At 60.4% G+C, this 17,479-nt stretch carries 20 protein-coding genes; 1 reads left to right on the top strand and 19 read right to left on the bottom strand.

What is annotated here, in order from left to right:
- From FJ248_07095 to thiS, 10 genes are all read right to left on the bottom strand, one after another.
- Nucleotides 1–442: hypothetical protein (locus tag FJ248_07095; GenBank protein MBM4120647.1), on the bottom strand; the 442-nt coding region annotated here is incomplete at its 3' end.
- A gap of 10 nt (nt 443–452) precedes the next feature.
- Complete coding sequence (locus FJ248_07090; GenBank protein ID MBM4120646.1) at nt 453–1,364, bottom strand: M23 family metallopeptidase; 912 nt, start codon at nt 1,362–1,364, stop codon at nt 453–455.
- On the bottom strand, nt 1,361–2,737 hold the full coding sequence (gene pafA, locus FJ248_07085) for a Pup--protein ligase (protein ID MBM4120645.1): 1,377 nt from the start codon (nt 2,735–2,737) through the stop codon (nt 1,361–1,363). The genes FJ248_07090 and pafA overlap by 4 nt, the downstream gene beginning before the upstream one ends.
- A gap of 78 nt (nt 2,738–2,815) precedes the next feature.
- Nucleotides 2,816–3,496, bottom strand: coding sequence for a proteasome subunit alpha (gene prcA / locus FJ248_07080; GenBank protein ID MBM4120644.1), 681 nt, complete (start codon nt 3,494–3,496; stop codon nt 2,816–2,818).
- 100 nt (nt 3,497–3,596) lie between these two features.
- Entirely contained in the window at nt 3,597–4,415 is an 819-nt protein-coding gene (prcB, locus tag FJ248_07075) for a proteasome subunit beta (GenBank protein ID MBM4120643.1), read from the bottom strand.
- A gap of 18 nt (nt 4,416–4,433) precedes the next feature.
- Nucleotides 4,434–5,912: a proteasome accessory factor PafA2 gene (locus tag FJ248_07070; GenBank protein ID MBM4120642.1), complete on the bottom strand. Its 1,479-nt coding sequence runs from the start codon at nt 5,910–5,912 to the stop codon at nt 4,434–4,436.
- Nucleotides 5,913–6,090: 178 nt separating this feature from the next.
- Nucleotides 6,091–7,767: a proteasome ATPase gene (arc, locus tag FJ248_07065; GenBank protein ID MBM4120641.1), complete on the bottom strand. Its 1,677-nt coding sequence runs from the start codon at nt 7,765–7,767 to the stop codon at nt 6,091–6,093.
- Nucleotides 7,768–7,963: 196 nt separating this feature from the next.
- Entirely contained in the window at nt 7,964–8,593 is a 630-nt protein-coding gene (gene thiE, locus FJ248_07060) for a thiamine phosphate synthase (GenBank protein MBM4120640.1), read from the bottom strand.
- 80 nt (nt 8,594–8,673) lie between these two features.
- The gene (locus FJ248_07055) at nt 8,674–9,447 is read right to left on the bottom strand and encodes a thiazole synthase (GenBank protein ID MBM4120639.1); all 774 of its coding nucleotides are present in this window, start codon (nt 9,445–9,447) and stop codon (nt 8,674–8,676) included.
- A gap of 1 nt (nt 9,448) precedes the next feature.
- Entirely contained in the window at nt 9,449–9,655 is a 207-nt protein-coding gene (thiS, locus tag FJ248_07050) for a sulfur carrier protein ThiS (GenBank protein MBM4120638.1), read from the bottom strand.
- Nucleotides 9,656–9,772: 117 nt separating this feature from the next.
- On the opposite strand from thiS, the gene FJ248_07045 reads away from it, so the two are divergent.
- Nucleotides 9,773–10,243 carry a histidinol-phosphatase gene (locus FJ248_07045; protein ID MBM4120637.1) on the top strand — a complete coding sequence of 157 codons (471 nt, stop codon included), beginning with the start codon at nt 9,773–9,775 and terminating at the stop codon, nt 10,241–10,243.
- Nucleotides 10,244–10,427: 184 nt separating this feature from the next.
- Here the strand turns inward: FJ248_07045 and FJ248_07040 are convergent, their stop codons facing one another.
- The 9 genes from FJ248_07040 to rpsP all read right to left on the bottom strand — a co-directional run bounded on the left by FJ248_07040 (nt 10,428) and on the right by rpsP (nt 17,455).
- Nucleotides 10,428–11,783: a S41 family peptidase gene (locus FJ248_07040; GenBank protein MBM4120636.1), complete on the bottom strand. Its 1,356-nt coding sequence runs from the start codon at nt 11,781–11,783 to the stop codon at nt 10,428–10,430.
- A 24-nt stretch (nt 11,784–11,807) separates the two neighbouring features.
- On the bottom strand, nt 11,808–12,998 hold the full coding sequence (locus FJ248_07035) for a hypothetical protein (protein ID MBM4120635.1): 1,191 nt from the start codon (nt 12,996–12,998) through the stop codon (nt 11,808–11,810).
- Complete coding sequence (locus FJ248_07030) at nt 12,995–13,891, bottom strand: ABC transporter permease (GenBank protein MBM4120634.1); 897 nt, start codon at nt 13,889–13,891, stop codon at nt 12,995–12,997. The genes FJ248_07035 and FJ248_07030 overlap by 4 nt, the downstream gene beginning before the upstream one ends.
- Complete coding sequence (gene ftsE / locus FJ248_07025) at nt 13,888–14,556, bottom strand: cell division ATP-binding protein FtsE (protein MBM4120633.1); 669 nt, start codon at nt 14,554–14,556, stop codon at nt 13,888–13,890. Before ftsE ends, FJ248_07030 begins: the two co-directional genes overlap by 4 nt.
- A gap of 7 nt (nt 14,557–14,563) precedes the next feature.
- Nucleotides 14,564–15,229 carry a ribonuclease HII gene (locus tag FJ248_07020; protein MBM4120632.1) on the bottom strand — a complete coding sequence of 222 codons (666 nt, stop codon included), beginning with the start codon at nt 15,227–15,229 and terminating at the stop codon, nt 14,564–14,566.
- 53 nt (nt 15,230–15,282) lie between these two features.
- Nucleotides 15,283–15,783, bottom strand: coding sequence for a 50S ribosomal protein L19 (locus tag FJ248_07015; protein ID MBM4120631.1), 501 nt, complete (start codon nt 15,781–15,783; stop codon nt 15,283–15,285).
- Between the two features lie 65 nt (nt 15,784–15,848).
- Nucleotides 15,849–16,634, bottom strand: coding sequence for a tRNA (guanosine(37)-N1)-methyltransferase TrmD (gene trmD / locus FJ248_07010; protein ID MBM4120630.1), 786 nt, complete (start codon nt 16,632–16,634; stop codon nt 15,849–15,851).
- A complete protein-coding gene (rimM, locus tag FJ248_07005; GenBank protein MBM4120629.1) occupies nt 16,624–17,157 on the bottom strand; it encodes a 16S rRNA processing protein RimM in 534 nt (177 codons plus the stop codon). The genes trmD and rimM overlap by 11 nt, the downstream gene beginning before the upstream one ends.
- Nucleotides 17,158–17,185: 28 nt before the next feature.
- A complete protein-coding gene (gene rpsP / locus FJ248_07000) occupies nt 17,186–17,455 on the bottom strand; it encodes a 30S ribosomal protein S16 (GenBank protein MBM4120628.1) in 270 nt (89 codons plus the stop codon).
- Between the last annotated feature and the right edge of the window lie 24 nt (nt 17,456–17,479).

Here is a 17,479-nt window from a genome sequence, read left to right as displayed (position 1 = left end):
CTTCGCCGACCGCTTCCTTCTCCCCGGCGTCTTGCCCGCTCAGAACACGCCCGACGACCGTGACCCGTGCCCACTGCTCGTAGTCTTTCGGTAGATCCCGTTTCCAAACCATAACCCAGTAGAGGCCGGCCTCTGGCCCCTCCCTGGTGACGGGAATGTGCGGCACATAGTCATCGTCCAGCGGACGGTTCTTCACGCGCAACCATACCCGGTTGTCCCCGGCTTTTTGGTCCACGATCACTCCGCCAAGAATCACGACCTTGCCCTGGAAGTCAGCGCGTTTTTTCGACAACGTCGTCAGTGTGATGCCCGGTTCGGCCTGTTTGAGATACTGATCTGGAATGACACCGCCGCACGCCACCATGCTGCCGGCTAACGCCAGCACACAGAAGCCAAGACCGGGGACCCTGATGTGCGCACCCATCATGCGTTCACTGTCCATCGATGCAGTATTATTTCAAGACCTGTAACGTGCTGTCCAGCGGCAATTTGACGAGCGCATAGGGATTGACCCGGGCACCGTTGAGACGGACGCCCAGATGCAAGTGCGGACCCGTGGCGCGTCCCGTGGCCCCGACCTTCCCGATCGATTGCCCCTGCTTCACGGGCTCCCCGTCCTTCACCAGCACTTCCGACAGGTGAAAATACATGGTGTACAGCCCAAGCCCATGGTCAATGAACACGCCTTTTCCAGAGAAAAAGTGATCCACGGTGAGCCGCGCGATCCCGTCGTTCATGGCGACCACCGGCGTCCCAAGCGGTGCCGCGATGTCTTCGCCGTTATGCGGACTGCGTGCCTGACCGTTGATGATCCGTGTCCGCCCAAAGGCACCGGCAATGTCGCCTTGCACCGGCTCGACGAAGGAGCTGGTCCAATAGCGCTCGCCCGTCATCCCGTGTAACACGCTCCGAATCTGCTCCTGCTCGTTCTTCACCCGAACAAGGTTCGCCTCATCCAGATCGACTTTCTCACTGGGCAGGGTCAGATGCTGAACCGGATACTTTTCCTTCAGGACCAGCACGCTGTAACTCAACGTTCGGGTCGTCTTGCCCTCGTGGATTTCGACTTCCAGTTCATGCGTCCCTGGCTTTTCCTCCATGTCGATCCCAAGCAGGCCGAGGACCCGCTGAGGATCGCCGTCCGGAGCAGGAAAAAACGGAATGGTGCGCCCCAGAAATCGCCCCGTGATATCGGCCTGCGACCCGGCCGGGATTGCCACCAGCAGCACCTGTCCTTGCTTGCCGCTGTACTGCCCGTCAGCCCCGCGCGACTCGTGCGGCGTCTTGGGAAACAGGTCGACCGGAAACACACTGGCCAGCAGCATCATGCCCGCGATGGCTTTGATCCGCCACACATGATTCATCGGTAAAACCTCGGCCCGGACACCTGCGAGACCAATTCCTCCACCCGGCGATTCACCGAGCTGAACGGATCCATGCAGAGGATCGTCTCCTCCCAGTAACCGTTGAGTTTCAGATAGGTCCAGTCCACCGTGTAGGACCGATTTTTAGCGCGGGCGAACCGGATGAAATCCCCGCGCACCTTGGCCCGCGTCGTCTGCGGCGGGGTCGACATGGCGGTTTGGATCGCCGCCTCATCCACCGCCCGCTCAACTAGTCCGCGCGACTCCATCAGGTAGTATAACCCGCGCGTCCGTTTCACGTCATGATACTGGAGGTCCATCAAAAATACCTTGGGGTCGTCCCAGTTGCAGCCTTTTTTCTCGACGTAGGACTGCAGCAGGAGGCGCTTGCTGACCCAATCCACCTCACGGGATAATTTTGACGGATCGTCATCAAGTTGCTCCAGCAACTGCCCCCACTTTTTATGCACGTCGTGCAGGACTTGATCGTGCGGCTGTGCCTCCAGGTACTGGTGCGCCCGCTCCCAGTAGGTCCGCTGGATCTCGAGGCCGCTCATCTGCCGGCCGTCATCGAGCTTGACCTTTTTTGTAAGCGTCGGGTCACGAGAAATTTCCCGGATGGCCTTGACCGGATCCTCCAATTCCATCCCGGCCACGGTGAACCCGTCCTCCACCATCGAGAGCACCAGCGACGCCGTGCCGACCTTAAGGTAGGTCGCGTACTCGGACATGTTTGAATCGCCCACGATGATGTGCAGCCGGCGGTATCGCTCGGCATCCGCATGCGGCTCGTCGCGCGTGTTGATGATGCTGCGCGAGGAGGTCGTGGACGACGAGGTCTTTTCGTGGATATGCTGCGCGCGTTGCGAGACGAAATACTGCGGCTTGCCGGACACCTTGAGCACCTTCCCCGCCCCGGCAAACACCTGCCGCGTCACGAAAAACGGAATCAGCTGCTCGGTCACTTTCCAGAAATCCACGTCGCGTCGCATGAGATAGTTCTCATGACAGCCGTAGGTGTTGCCCAGCGAATCTGTATTGTTTTTGAAGATGTAGATCTCGCCGGACAGTCCTTCCTCGCGCAACCGCTCCTCGGCCGCTGGCAGACAGGCCTCCAGCAAACGCTCACCGGCCTTGTCGTGGACGACGAGGTCCAGGATGTTGTCGCACTCCGGGGTAGAGTATTCGGGATGGCAGCCGGTGTCCTGGTAGAACCGCGCGCCGTTGACGAGGAAGGCGTTGGAAGGCCAGCTGTTGGGAATCAGCCCCTCGAAGATGTAGCCCAGCACCTTCTCCATTGGGAGATAGATGCGCCCGTTGGGAGAAAAGATCAGCCCGTATTCATTTTCGAGGCCGAAAATTCTCGGTTTCATACGGCGCTCCAACTCGACGTCTCAGCATACACCCGCCCTGTGGGTTCTTCAACAGAACGACCGATCCAAAGCGCGCGCTCAGCCGAGAAGTTTTGTGGTGTCGGCGGGAGAGAGGCGACGGAACTTGCGCCCGACGCGCTCGCGAGCAAGCAGGGCGATTTCGAGCCCCTCATGTGGGAGCTTCTGAGTAGTGACGCTTTCCAGCGCGTTGAGGCACAAGGACAGGGCCTCCTTCAATGGCGGCGCCTGTTTGTACCGCTCCTTGAGATAGATCTGCACGGCGTCAGACCGACCGCCGATCACAGCATAGCCGCGCTCGTCGAAGATACTGCCGTCGAAAGAAATGCGATAGATTTCGTTGGACTTCCCGTTGTCACCCACCTGGACGACCAGCAGCTCCACCTCCAGCGGCTTGAGCTCCTGGCTGAAGACTGTGCCTAGTGTCTGCGAGTAGGCATTGGCGAGCGCCCGCGCGGTTACGTCCTCGCGGCTATACATGAAGCCCTTGAGGTCGGCGTGGCGGATGCCGGCTTTGCGCAGATTTTCGAATTCGCTGTACTTACCGGCGCCGGAGAAGGCGATCGTGTCGTAGACCTCTGAAATCTTATAGAGGGACGCGCTTGGATTGTCCGCCACCAGCAGCACCCCGTCCTGATATTCCATCACAATGAGCGACCGGCCCTTGGCGATGCCTTTCTTGGCGTATTCCGCCTTGTCCTGCATCACCTGTTCGGGCGACACGTAATAGGGCATTGGCATGGTCAGATCTCCCGAACCGCTTGTGACGAACAGGCGGCCGGAATATTCCGGCTTTTCTTCCCCACCTGTTCAGGCGACACGTAAGACGGCATAGGCCTGGTCAGCCTTCCCTTTTTTTCCCATCAAGCAACGCGGTGTACACGGAACGGATGCGGGGCTCCTCGACATCGGAGATGCCTCCGGAGGCCACCAGCTTGGCCGTCGGATAGATACCCCGCACGAAATCCGGCCCCCCGGTCCCGACGTCCTCGTCGGACGCCATGTAAAGAGCCCGCAGCGCGATGTTCAGCGCATCCCCCTCAGACAGATCCTTTTTGAAATGCTCGCGCATGGCGTTGCGCGCGTCCTTTCCGCCTGACCCGATCGCGTGATAGTCCGATTCCTCGTACCGTCCGCCCGTCACGTCATATTTGAAGATCCGGCCTTCGTTCCGCTTGACGTCGAACCCAACATACAATGGCAAGACGACCAGCCCCTGAAACACCATCGGCAGGTTGGCCTTGACCATCTGGCCCAGCTTGTTGGCCTTGCCTTCGCACGACAGCGGCAGACCCTCGAGCTTTTCGTAATGTTCCAGCTCCGTCTGGAAGAGCCTGGCCATCTCGATGCAGGGCCCGGCTGCGCCGGCGATTGCCATCGCCGAATGCTCGTCGATCTTGAACACCTTCTCGATGCGCCGATCCGCAATCTGGAAGCCTTCCGTCGCGCGGCGATCCCCGGCGATGATCACGCCGCCGCGATATTTGATGGCCAGCACGGTCGTGCCGTGCGCCACCGGCGGCACGGTCGCCCCACGATGTTCATCGGCAGACGCGTTCGAAGCACCCGGCGCATGCCAGCCCCGTCCGGCTGGCGTCAGATCGGGCCGGCACTGGGCCAGGTAATCGAAAAAACTCGAATGGTAATCATCGCTGAACAGAGGCACGCGATCCTCTCCCTATGAAGCCGTCAGCTTGGCCAGCAACGAGCCGGCCGAATCCGATTCCTCGATGAGCTCGCGGGTCAGCGATTCGGTCCCGCGCAGCGGATCCATCAACGGAATCCGCTTGATCGTCGTATTGCCGACGTCGAAAAGCACCGACGTCCAGCTCGCGGCATAGATAGCCTGAGAAAATTTCTTCAGACACTGGCCGCGGAAATAGGCCCGCGTGTCCGGCGGTGGCACCTGCTCGGCCTTCTCGATCTCGCCCTCCGACAACAGCCGGTCGATATGGTTACCGCGCTCCAGCATGTAGTACAAACCCTTCTCAGGACGGACGTCGTGGTATTGGAGATCAAGCATCGCTAGGCGGGGATCGTCCCATCCACATCCCTTACGGTCCATATACGACCGGATCATCTCCCGCTTTGCCACCCAGTCCAGCTCGCGCACCAGCAGCACCGGGTCCTGCTCCAGCTTGTCGAGCACTTCCTCCCAGCGCACCAGCACGTCCTTGGTGATCTGGTTCAACTCGTGGCAGGCGTAAAAATCCATGGCGGCCTTTAAATAAGCGCGTTGAATCTCGAGGGCGGAGGTCGCCCGCCCGTCGGCCCGCTTCAGCGTGCCTTTCAACTCCAGGTCGCGTGAGACCTGCTTCAACGCCCACACGGGGTCGTCGAGCTGCATGGACGGAAACTCCGCCCCGGCCTCGATCATCCCCAGCACCACCGCCAGCGTGCCGACCTTCAGATAGGTGGACAGCTCCGCCATGTTGGCATCGCCAACGATGACGTGCAGGCGGCGATATTTGTGAAAGTCGGCGTGCGGCTCATCGCGCGTGTTGATGATCGGCCGCTTCACCATCGTGTTGAGGTCCACGAGGCATTCAAAGAAATCCGCGCGCTGGGACATCTGATAGTCGGCCCGCTCGGTCTGGTTCTCCGAGCCGACCTTGCCAGCGCCGGCGTAGATCGGGCGGGTCACGAGGAACGGCAGCAAGACCTGGATTATGCGCTCGAAAGGCACCGATCGGGAAAGCAGATAGTTCTCGTGATAGCCGTAGCTGTTGCCCTTGCCGTCGGAATTGTTCTTATAGAGGAGAAATTGCTCCGCGCCCCGCGCACGGGCCATGGCATGCAGGCAGGCTCCCATGACACGCTCTCCGGCCCGTTCGAAGGCCACGATCTGGCGCGGGTTGGTACATTCCGGTGTGGAATATTCCGGATGCGCTCCATCCACGTAGAGCCTTCCACCGTTAGCCAGCGGTTTATTCAACAGCCGGTTGTACTCCGGTTCAGGCCGCTCGCGCTCGCCTTCGACCTCAAATCCCCGCGCATCGAGCAGTGGATTCTCATTTTCGTAGTCCCAGATGGCCTGCGGGGCCGGAAGGCCCGGATAATGTCTGATGAACTGGAGGGAATGCGCCACCGGATCGAACGATTCCACGTTCTTCGCGGCAATGCCGAATTCCGTCTCGGTTCCAAGAACCCGTACCATGCCACTTCCTCCGACGTTACCCGTTCAAAATGAATTCACGCTTTGTGCGCAGGGCGCTCAGACGGTCTATCCGGCAAGGCCGCCGCGAGCGAGAAGACGAGCCGTCCTGCTTCTCGTACGTAGAAGCCTTCGAGCAATGCGAGCACGCCGCCAGGAGCTTTTTGCAGCATCCTCTCCCCTAGAAATAATGTCCGGTAGTGATCGTCTCGATCTGGCGGGATTCCGTCGAGCCGGCCGTGACCGTACGGATATGGATGATCTTCTCGCCCTTCTTGCCAGCAATCTTGGCCCAGTCATCCGGATTCGTTGTATTCGGCAGATCCTCGTGCTCCTTGAACTCTTCACGGATTGCTTTCAAAAGATCCTCGGCCCTGATTCCCTTTTCGTTTGTCGCGATCGCGCGCTTGATTGCGTATTTCTTGGCCCGCGCGGCGATACCCTCGATCAGGGCGCCGCTGGCGAAATCTTTGAAATAGAGCGTCTCCTTCTCACCGTTGGCGTAGGTGACTTCGAGGAACTTATTCTCGTCAGAAGTCGCGTACATGGATGCCACCGTTGAGGCAATCAACGCCTCCACCAGTGCACGGCGATCGCCGTTGTGACGACCCAGCTCATCGTGGGAGAACGGCAGGTCTGCGCTGACATACTTCGCGAAAATTTCCTTCGCGGCGGTGCAGTCGGGACGTGAGATCTTGATCTTCACATCCAATCGACCCGGCCGCAGCACCGCCGGGTCGATGAGATCCTGCCGGTTACTGGCACCGATGACAATGACGTTCTGCAGCCGCTCCATGCCGTCGATTTCGGACAGGAACTGCGGCACGATGGTGGACTCGATGTCGGAGGAGATGCCGCTGCCGCGCGTGCGAAACAACGCGTCCATTTCATCGAAGAACACGATCACCGGGTTGCCGCTGGCGGCCTTCTCCTTGGCCTTCTTAAACACCTCACGGACCTGGCGCTCAGACTCGCCCACATATTTGTTCAGCAGCTCGGGCCCCTTGACGTGCAGGAAGAAGCTGCGGACCTCCTTGCCCTTGAGATGGCCCAGCCGCTTGGCGATTGAATGGGCCACCGCCTTGGCAATCATCGTCTTGCCGCAGCCGGGCGGACCGTAGAGTAGCACGCCCTTCGGCGGGCTCAGGCGATGCTCGACAAACAGTTCCGGATGCAGGAACGGCAGCTCGACCGCGTCGCGCACATGCTCGATCTCCTGTGCGAGACCGCCGATGTGGTCGTAATTGACATCCGGCACCTCTTCGAGAACCAGTTCCTCGGCTTCGGATTTCGGGAGCTTCTCAATCACGTAGCCGGAGCGCACATCGTAGAGCAGGTGGTCGCCCACGCTAAGCCGCTCGGTCACTAAGGGCTCGCCGAGGTCCGCCACCTTCTCCTCGTCAAAATGTAACGTGACCAGCGCACGCCCCCCCTCGAGCATATCCTTCAAGCGGACGACCTCGCCCTGCCCGTCGAATCCCCGTGCCTCAATAACATTGAAAGCCTCATTAAGAATGACCTCCTGCCCCTTGCGGAGATCTTTGGCCTTGATCGAGGGGTGGACGTTGACCTTCATTTTGCGACCCGCGACGTAGACCGTGGCCGTTGTGTCGTCTTCCAACCGGGAAAAGATGGCATAGGTCGAGGGGGGGGCGGTCAGTTTCTCGACTTCCGTGCGGAGCGCCTGGATCTGCGCCTTGGCTTCCTGGAGGGTGGCCGCGAGTTTTTCGTTGTGCTTGGTCGCCTGATCGAGCTGGTAGCGGGAGTGCGGAAGTTGGCGTAGCTCCTCCTCCATCGTTTGAATCTGAAGGCGCAACCTCTCAACTTCCCGGTTGGCATCGTCGCCGCGCTTGATCATGTCTGCGTTCCTGTCCACCAGACGTTCGGTGATGTGCTTGACGGAATCGCCGAGGGAATGGAGCCGGCCCGGGCTTCCCTTCCACTCAGACACCGCATCATTTCCCCAAGCGCGCACCGTGGAACTGTTGTTAAAATCACGCCCCTAAAATACTAACACCGACCCCGGAGACGGTCAACCGAAACGCCGGTTCGCCTTAGAGGCTTGCCCACAACGCGATGAATTGCTTGGTCGCGGCTTCGATCGAGGAGGCGGACAAAATGGATGACACGACCGCTGCGCCGCTCGCGCCGGCGCGTTTGACTTCCGGCAAGCGCGCTGGTGTGATGCCACCAATCGCCAACACCGGAATCCGGCAGCGGCGTGCGGCCTCCTCCAATGACTGCACGCCAAGGGGCGCGCCATACTCGCGTTTCGACGGCGTGTCATAAATCGGGCCGACTACGACAAAGTCCGCTCCCTCGGCTTCTGCTCGTACGGCCTCGTCGACCGAATGGGTCGATACGCCGATGATTCGTGCCGCGCCCAGCAGTTTTCGCGCCACCCCCACAGGCAGGCTGTCCGAACGCAAATGGACACCTGCGGCGCCGCAGGCCAGCGCCACGTCCACGCGATCATTGATCAACAGCAAGGCCTTGCTTGACTTGATCGCCACTTGCACGTCCCGTGCAAGCGTGAGGAGCGCAGGCGCATCGAGGTCTCGCTCGCGCAGCTGGACGACGCGCAGCCCGCCGGCAACGGCCTGCTCGATGAGCGGAACCAGCGGACGCCCGTTGGTTTGATGCCGGTCGGTGACGAGATAGAGGGAAACATCAACGCGGGGCATGGGGGAAGCAGAAGGATGAATGGTGAGTTATGAATGTCGGATAAAATTCACACTTCAAAAGTGAACATTGCAATTCCCGCCTACAGCATGCCTTCGATCGGACTGCTGGCCGTTGCGTAGAGCTTACGCGGAATGCGGCCAGCACGATAGGCCAGACGGCCGGCGTCCACGGCATACTTCATCGCCTCGGCCATCATGATGGGGTCCTTGGCGCCGGCAATGGCTGTGTTCATTAGCACCGCGTCAGCACCGTATTCCATCGCCAGCGCGGCGTCGGACGCGGTGCCCACGCCCGCATCCACAATGATCGGCACCTTCACCGTTTCCAAGATGATCTTGAGATTGTAGGGATTGCGGATGCCGAGACCGGAACCGATCGGCGCCGCCAACGGCATGACCGCCGGGCATCCGATATCCACCAGTTTTTTTGCGACGATCGGATCGTCGTTCGTGTAAGGCAGGACAATGAAACCTTCCTTGATCAAAATCGTCGCGGCTTCGATCAAACCCGCTGTGTCCGGGAAAAGCGTTTTCTCGTCTCCAATTACTTCCAGCTTGACTAGGTCGGACACGCCGGCTGCTCGCCCCAGCCGCGCATATCGTACCGCGTCTTCCACTGTATAGCAGCCGGCCGTGTTCGGCAGAATGGTGTACTTCTTCGGATCGATGTAATCCAGCAGGTTTTCTTGCGACCGGTCGGTGATATTCACGCGCCGGACGGCTACCGTGACCACGTCGGCGCCAGAGGCCTCGATGGCCTTCTTTGTTTCGACGAAGTTTTTGTACTTGCCCGTCCCCACCCACAGGCGAGACTTGAATGCGCGCCCGCCGATGACCAGCTGATCGTCCGCCATGTTAGTGACCGCCTCCCCCGATAAAACTGATGATTTCGATGTGGTCGCCCTCCTGTAGGCTGCGCCGTTCGAACTCGCCACGATCCAGAATATTCCGATTCAACTCTACCGCTACGCGGTCCGATGTGATGTCGAGTTCCTTGAGCAGGCCCGCCACCGTCAGGCCGGCTGCCAGCGTACGCGATTCTCCGTTTACCTGGACGTGCATAGAATCACGCGGGCATCGTACGAGACGCTCAAACGCCTTGTCAATTGGCCTTCTGGCCTGTCGGCCTGGGCCAGACGGACTGGACTGTGCTGCTCCATCCTGACTATATATAGGGTGATGTTGGAACGAAATCGCCAAGTTGCCGACCTATTTCACGCTTTCGCGGATACGCTGGCGGCAGAGAATGCCAACCCACACCGTGTCCGTGCCTATCGGCGTGCGGCAGTGACCCTACTCAGTCTCACCGAGGATGTGGCCGCTGTGGCGAGGCGGGGTGAACTGCAATCACTGCCCGGAATCGGACGGGACTTGTCGGCCAAAATCGAAGAGTTTCTGGCAACGGGCACCATCCTAAGCCAGAGCGCGCCGGCCGTACCACTGCCACCTGAGGTGGCTGCCTGGGCCAAGCTGCCAGGCCTGTCCGAAAGTCTTGTCCAGTATCTCTACGGAGGGCTGGGCATTCGCACGCTCGACGACCTGGAAACACTGGTGCGCTCACACCTGCTCCGCACCCTGCCCGGGGCCACAATCACAGAGCCGTCGCTGTTAGCGGCGATTAAGGCCTTGCGCCAGCATGAACTCGAGTGACGAGGATTTTCAGCGCTCGTCCGCAAGCGGCACGGAGCCTGCCGGTGTCACGGTACCGCCCCGCTACGGCTTGCTGGAAGAGGCTGGCGGCGAAAGCAGCATGGGCGTGCTAATGACTAGGGCCGGCGTTCGCATGATGAGCGGTTTCGCGCCCCCCTCCAATTCAGACGATACGACGTCTCCGTCAGGATTGTGCCTGTGTGGGCGCTGACGCACCCGTCGGCTTGAGCTCCTTAAAGATCTTCCACGTCTTGAGCAGCTCGACCGCTTTTTGAAGCTGGGCATCTTCCTCGATCGGGACCTCACCGAAATCGGCCGGCGCGCCGGTGCTCTTCGGCGCGACATCCTTGTCCGACTTGGCTGGCGGCACGTCTTTTGAAGCTGGCACCTTTGCCTTGGCCTCACCGTCCTTGGCATCCTTGTCGCCCACCTTAGCTGTGACGGCCGGTTGCGACTTGACCGTGATGTCCGGCGTAATGCCCGTAGATTGAATGGATCGCCCCTTAGGCGTGTAGTATTTGGCCGTCGTCAGCCGGAGACCTGATCCGTCTGATAGGGGAAGGATCGTCTGCACGGACCCCTTCCCGAAGGAGGTTGTCCCGAGCACCACCGCCCGTCCCCAGTCTTGCAGCGCGCCGGCGACGATTTCCGATGCGCTGGCTGAGCCCTCGTTAACCATCACGATCATCGGATAGTCATCGAGCGCATCCTTTGTCTTGGAGAAATACTCATCCTTCCGTCCGTCTCGTCCCTTGATGTAGACGATCAGCTTGCTGTTGCCGACAAACTGCTCCGAGACTTCCACCGCCGCCGTCAGGAGCCCGCCAGGATTATTGCGCAGATCCAGCACCAGCGACTGCAACTTTTGCTCGTGAAACTGCTTGAGCGCCTTAGCGAGATCCCGCCCAGAGGCCTCCTGGAATTGCGTCAGCCGGATGTAGCCAATCGTGTTGTCGATGGCCTTAAACCGCACACTCTCGATCTTGATGGTGGCGCGGACGAGCGGAAACACGAGCGGATCGAGTGTACCTTCCCGCTGCACGGTCAGCGTGACACTCGTCCCCTTCAGCCCTCGCATACGCTGTACGGCGTCCAGCAGCGTCATGTCCTTAGTCGGTTCGTCATCCACCTTGATGATGAAGTCACCGGCCTTGATACCCGCCTTGTAGGCCGGCGTGCCCTCAATCGGCGCGATCACCGCGAGGCGATTCTCCTTCACGCCGATCTGGATGCCCACACCGCCGAACTCGCCTTTGGTCTCGACCTGAATCTCCTTGTACATCTCCGGCGTCATATACGCGGAGTGCGGATCCAGCGTGGAGAGCATGCCGCGCATCGCGCCCTGGACAAGACTCTTGATCTTCACCTCGTCCACATAGTGTTTCTGGATTTGGCTCAGCACTTCAGCGAAGGTTTTGAGCTCTTCGTAGGTCTCAGTCGCGTGGCCCGTCCGCTCCCACCCCTTGCCAATAAGCACGCCGAGACACAGCGTCATGACTGCGATCAACCACCAAGTGCGCCGCGATTGCCCCTGTTCCATGTAACCGGTTCCTTTCCGTCGAACTTACTTGCGCTTTGCGAGCCAGATCAGCGGATCCACCGGCTCGGCGCCTTCCCGCAACTCGAAATAAAGGGTGTCGTCTTTCGTCATCCCCGTATCACCCGTCGTGCCGATAACCTGTCCCGATTGCACGTGTTCGCCTGATTTAACGACCAGAGCCGACGCATGAGCATACAACGAAAAGAATCCGTTTGCATGATCCAAAATGACGACCAGCCCATATCCCTTGAGCCAGTCGGCAAAGGCCACCGAGCCGGCCATAACCGCCTTGATGCCGCTGCCCTCCGGGGCGCGAATGTCGATCCCCTTGCGATAGACATAAGTGTTGAACTGCGGGTGCTTCTGTCGTCCAAAGTGCCCAATGACGTCCCCGTCCGTGGGCCAGAGAAACTGCCCGAGCAACGTGTGCGCCTTGCCGGCCTTCTGCCTGACCTGGGCCGTCGCCATCTTGGCCCGCTGCTCCAGCAATTCCTTGAGAAGGCTGTCCACGCGCAAGGCGGACCGCTCCAACTCGCCGACCATGCGATCGTAGGACTCCTTCTCGCTTGTGATCTTCGCGAGAAAGAGATTCTTGCGGCGCTTGCCCTCCTGCACCTCGCTCAGCTTGTGCTCGGTCTGCGCCTTGAGCGACAGCATCGCGTCACGGGTCACGGCTTGCTGCTTTTCAGCCTGCTCCAGCCGTTCCGTGTTGTGCTTGTAGTCCTGCAGTAGCTCGTATTCGCGTTGCGAAACTGCCGACAAATACTGGAACCGCCGGTGCAGATCCGCGTAGTTGTCCGCCGCGAGCAGGACTTTTAGGGCTCCGGTCCGTCCTTCCATGTACTGGACCCGCAGCCGGGCCAGGAGCGAGCGTTTCCGCTCACTTATCTGCATCTGCAACTGCGAGAGCTGCCCGCTGATTTCCTCTAACTCCTTGTCCTTCAGTTTGAGCTTGCGGCCGATCTCCTGCCGATCCAGGCGGCTCTGCATCAACTGGACGTCCAGCGCTTGAATTGACTCCAGCAACGACTCCATTTTCTTTTCAGCCCGCCCTGACGATTTCTTTTTGTCCTCAATCTCCTTCTGGATCTTCGCGCGCGCCTGTTTCTGCCGCTCGATTTTCAGCGTCAGCGGATCGGTCTTTTCGTTGGCCGCCCACGCTGGTGCACTCCACAGCAGACCGGCTATGACGCCCCAGCAGACCGCTGTCCTCACTTGGCCTTCTCCAAATCCAACGCCGACACCAAGCTGCCAATAAATCCAAGGATCAGCCCAGCCGCGGCAATCAGCCCCACAACCTGGCCAGAGAAAAACTGCACGCCCGAATCGATGCCGAGAAACCGTCCCGGCATGCCGAGCCGGACCTTGAACAGCTCGAAGCCACCTTTCAAAATCGCCAGCGCCACGGCGCTTCCCATCATACCCAGCATGGTTCCTTCAATCAGATAGGGAATCCTGATGAAGCTGCTGGTCGCACCGATGAGGCGCATGATCTCGATTTCCTCGCGCCGGGCATAGAGCGTGAGCCGGATCGTGCTCGCGATGATTGTCGCCGACGCCGCCGACAGGACCGTACCGATACCCACCGCCACGAGCTCTAGATAACCGACGATCGCCGTCAGATTGTCGATCCAGTCGCGGCTGTATTGCACTTGCTCCACCCCCGGCACGGACTTCACGCGCTCAGCCCAGCGCCGCACCGCGTCAGGCGAGCGCAACGAGGGGCTTAGCGACACGACAAAGGACGCGGGCAACGGATTCTCCCCCAGCCCCTGCAAAAGATGCGAATCTGCGGGGAACTGCGCGCGAAAATCAGCAAGCGCCTGCTCCTTCGAAACGTACGACACCACTTGCACGCCTGGATCGGCCTTGAGCAGACTCTGCAGTTGGGCAACCCCTTGCGCCGGCACGCTTTCCTGCACATAGACCACCACTTTGAAATCGCTTTGCAGCGAGGTCGCAACCGCGCGCAGGTTCAAATAGAGCAGGAGAAACACGCCGAAGCAGGCCAGCGTAAACGCGGTCGTGGCGACGGCGATCACAGTCGTCGTCCAGTTCAGCCGGATGTTCACCAGCGCTTCCCGTATGAAATGTGCCAACCGCCTCACAGTCCCTGCCCTTCGTCTGCCAGAATCTTCCCCTGATCAAGCGTCACTACGCGGCGGCCGACCTGCTCGATGACCTGCTTGTTGTGCGTGGCCACCAGTACCGTGGTGCCCCGCGAGTTGATCGTCTTGAACAGCTCGACGATTTCGTGCGCCAGTTCGGCGTCCATATTGCCTGTCGGCTCATCTGCCAGCAGGATGATCGGCTGGTTCACGATCGCCCGCGCGATGCAGACTCGCTGCTGCTCACCCGCCGACAGCATGGCCGGACGGCTTTCTTTCCGGTGCTCAACGCCGACCGCTTTCAGCGCCTCCATCACCATGCGACGTATCTCGGGCGCCGACGCGCCCTCGATCAGCAGCGGCAATGCGACGTTGTCGTAGACACTCTTTTTCGGCAGCAGCTTGCAATCCTGGAACACGACGCCCATCGTCCGGCGCAGATAGGGCACGGCAGAGGCCTTGAGATGGGTCACGGTGCGTCCCTGAATTAACACCTGCCCCTCGTCAAGCGGTGCGGCGCAGTAGATCAGCTTCAGCAGTGTCGTCTTGCCTGCGCCGCTGGGCCCCCTCAGCACCACGAACTCGCCCTTCTCGATCTGGAGACAGATATCAGTGATCGCGGGACGCCGTTCGTAATATTTGGTGGCGTGAAAGATCTGAATCATGCGTGGTTCACGATCGCAGATCGTTCCCTGGCACCTCAAAGGCATGCTCGATGTGCTCGCCCCCAGCCGAGACCGCAACGCTCACCGGATGGAAACTGCGCCGGTGAATCGCGCAGGGCCCATGCTCAGCGAGCATCTTCAGATGCTCGGCCGTCCCATAGCCCTTGTGCGCCTGAAAATTATACTGGGGATACTGGCGGTGATAGTCGTCCATCAGGCGATCGCGCGTAACCTTCGCGATGATCGATGCTGCCGCAATGGACAGCGACAGGGCATCCCCCTTGACGATGGACCGTTGAGCAATGTGCACGGCAGGCAAATTGATGGCGTCGAGCAGCAGATAATCCGGAGTCTCCGGCAGCGCGTCGAGCGCGCGTCCCATGGCGAGGCGTGTCGCTTCCAGAATATTGATTGCGTCGACCTCGCGCTCGCTGGCCACGCCGACTCCAACCCCCACGGCTCGCTGCTGGATTTCGCCGTACAGCCGCTCCCGCTTCGCCGCCGTCAGTTGTTTGGAATCGTTGAGGCCCGGCAGACTGCAGCGGCGCGGCAACACCACGGCCGCTGCGACCACGGGACCGGCTAGCGGCCCCCGGCCGGCTTCATCCAGTCCCGCCACGAGACGGTACCCGCATCGCTGCGCTTCCGCCTCAAAGAGGTCTGTCGGCTCCACTCAGGTCCGTGCTTCCTTGTGGACTGGCCCCATCGAACAAAGAATAGCCCGAATTACTTTTTCTTTGCGGGTGCCGGTTTCGCCGGCTTGGCCTGGGCCTTCTTCGGCTTCTCGGCCGACTCTGCTCTCTTCGCCTTGACCGGTGCTGCGGCTTCGGCCGCTTTCGCTTCGGCTGCCTGCGCTGCCGCATTGGCCGCCAACTCGGCCTGGTTGAACTCGCGCTCTTCAAGTTTCGCCGTACGGCCCTTCTTGGCGCGCAGGAAGTAGAGCTTGGCGCGCCGCACCTTGCCCTGGCGCACCACCTCCACTCGCGTCACAATCGGCGAGTGGACCGGGAAAATGCGCTCGACGCCCACGCCGTACGAAATTTTTCTTACGGTGAACGTTTCGCTGTTTCGCCCGCCCTTGCGCGCGATCACGACGCCCTCGAATACCTGGATCCGCTCCTTGTCGCCTTCGACGACCTTCGCGTGAACCCGCACGGTATCACCGATCTCGAACTTCGGAATGGTCTTCTTTACCAGCGTCCGCTGGATTCGTTCTAGCTGATTCATCTCTCTCCCCCCTCCTCCTTCAAACGCATGCCTCGTACCTCGTTGCTCGTGAAGCACGAACGCCGTCAGGCAATACGCTTCACGAATGGTGTTTCACGAGTTTCTTCCTGTTCGACTTCCGCTAGCAATCGCTTGTCTTCGACCGACAACTCCCGGTCGCGCAACAGGTCCGGTCGTTTCCGGTATGTGTTCCGCAACGCTTCCTTTCGCCGCCACAGGCGAATGGTCTCGTGATGGCCCGAGAGCAGCACCTCCGGCACCGGCATCCCGCGCCACTCGGCCGGCCGCGTGTAGTGGGGGTAATCCAGCAGCGAGTCCGCGAACGAATCCCGCTCCGCCGATTCCGGATCGCCGAGCACACCGGGAATCAGGCGCACCGCCGCGTCGATCATCACCAGGGCCGGCAGTTCGCCGCCGGTCAGTACATAATCGCCGCTGGAGACTTCCTCGATCGGCAGCCCCACACGTACCCGCTCGTCGATACCTTCGTAATGCCCGCAGAGAAACACAATCCGGCGGGGCTCGTCGCGCAGTTCTTCGGCAAACCGCTGCGTGAACGGTCTCCCCTGAGGCGACGGCATCAGTAGCCGCAGCTGCGTGCCGGGCACGGCCTCACCATACTGTTTTCGCAGCACCTCAACGGCAAGGAATACCGGTTCCGCCTTCATGACCATGCCAGCGCCGCCGCCATAGGGCGCATCGTCCGCTACCTGGTGCTTGTCCAGCGCAAAGTGGCGCAGGTTGTGCACGCGCGCCTCCAGCAGGCCCTTCTCCTGAGCCCGCTTTAACATGCTCTGGTTCAGCACAGGCTGGACCAGATCGGGAAACAGCGTCACCACATCACAACGCAACACGGGCCGGCTCCTCCACCGTCAATTCGTCCATCTGCCGAATCGTCATCGTGCCACGCGCCACATCTACGGATGCCACCATTGACTTCGTTGCGGGGATCAGCGTCTCACCGCGCGCGTCCTTCACTACAAACACGTGGGTGCCGGGCGTCTCCAGAATCTCTGCCAGTCTGCCGATTGCCCGCCCCTGCTCATCCTGTACCAACAGGCCGATCAACTCGTATTCGTAATACTGCCCCTGCGGCAGCGGCGGCGCCGACCCCTGCGGAATCTTGACTGCCCAGCCGCGGAAGGCCGCTACGGCTTCCGGGGTTGCACAGACGTCCATCTTAACCAGATAGGCGCCCGAAACCGGCCGTACCCGCTCAACCGTGGCCTCGACCGTCTTGCCAGAGAGCGATTCCAGCGTGACTTTCGTCAACCCTTCGAAACGGCCCGGCACGTCGCTCAGGGAGCGCACGCGCATCTCGCCGCGCACTCCAAAGGACTTCTCGATCGTACCGATGACCACCAGATCGCCCATGCGGAAATCTCTGCGCCGTCCGAACCTGTTACTTCTTCACCGCAGCCGCCGGTTTCTTGATGACGCCCGCGCGCTTCAGCAGCGTCCGGACCGTCACTGAGGGCTGCGCCCCCTTGCTCATCCAGTCGAGAATCCGCTCCTGATTGAGCACCGTGACCGGCGGATGCTTGGCCGGATCGTGCGTGCCCAAAATTTCCAGATACCGTCCGTCGCGTGGCTTGCGTGAATCCGCCGCGACCAGCCGATAGAACGGGAGGTTCTTGCGCCCTCCCCGAGCCAACCGTAGATGAACTGCCACGTCGTTCCTCCTTACAAACAGGTT

It is taken from the genome of Nitrospira sp., assembly GCA_016873435.1.
GTDB lineage: Bacteria > Nitrospirota > Nitrospiria > Nitrospirales > Nitrospiraceae > VGXF01.
The sequence above is the reverse complement of the archived record's forward strand: the minus strand, read 5'-3'. Positions and strand labels throughout refer to the sequence as shown.

Excerpts from the sequence above, each read along its gene's own strand:
- rimM (MBM4120629.1), bottom strand. The coding sequence starts at position 17,157 with ATGGGCGATCTGGTGGTCATCGGTACGATCGAGAAGTCCTTTGGAGTG.
- pafA (MBM4120645.1), bottom strand. The coding sequence starts at position 2,737 with ATGAAACCGAGAATTTTCGGCCTCGAAAATGAATACGGGCTGATCTTT.
- FJ248_07090 (MBM4120646.1), bottom strand. The coding sequence starts at position 1,364 with ATGAATCATGTGTGGCGGATCAAAGCCATCGCGGGCATGATGCTGCTG.
- FJ248_07015 (MBM4120631.1), bottom strand. The coding sequence starts at position 15,783 with ATGAATCAGCTAGAACGAATCCAGCGGACGCTGGTAAAGAAGACCATT.
- thiE (MBM4120640.1), bottom strand. The coding sequence starts at position 8,593 with ATGCCCCGCGTTGATGTTTCCCTCTATCTCGTCACCGACCGGCATCAA.
- arc (MBM4120641.1), bottom strand. The coding sequence starts at position 7,767 with ATGATCAAGCGCGGCGACGATGCCAACCGGGAAGTTGAGAGGTTGCGC.
- FJ248_07070 (MBM4120642.1), bottom strand. The coding sequence starts at position 5,912 with ATGGTACGGGTTCTTGGAACCGAGACGGAATTCGGCATTGCCGCGAAG.
- thiS (MBM4120638.1), bottom strand. The coding sequence starts at position 9,655 with ATGCACGTCCAGGTAAACGGAGAATCGCGTACGCTGGCAGCCGGCCTG.
- FJ248_07045 (MBM4120637.1), top strand. The coding sequence starts at position 9,773 with ATGTTGGAACGAAATCGCCAAGTTGCCGACCTATTTCACGCTTTCGCG.
- FJ248_07040 (MBM4120636.1), bottom strand. The coding sequence starts at position 11,783 with ATGGAACAGGGGCAATCGCGGCGCACTTGGTGGTTGATCGCAGTCATG.
- FJ248_07055 (MBM4120639.1), bottom strand. The coding sequence starts at position 9,447 with ATGGCGGACGATCAGCTGGTCATCGGCGGGCGCGCATTCAAGTCTCGC.
- ftsE (MBM4120633.1), bottom strand. The coding sequence starts at position 14,556 with ATGATTCAGATCTTTCACGCCACCAAATATTACGAACGGCGTCCCGCG.
- prcA (MBM4120644.1), bottom strand. The coding sequence starts at position 3,496 with ATGCCAATGCCCTATTACGTGTCGCCCGAACAGGTGATGCAGGACAAG.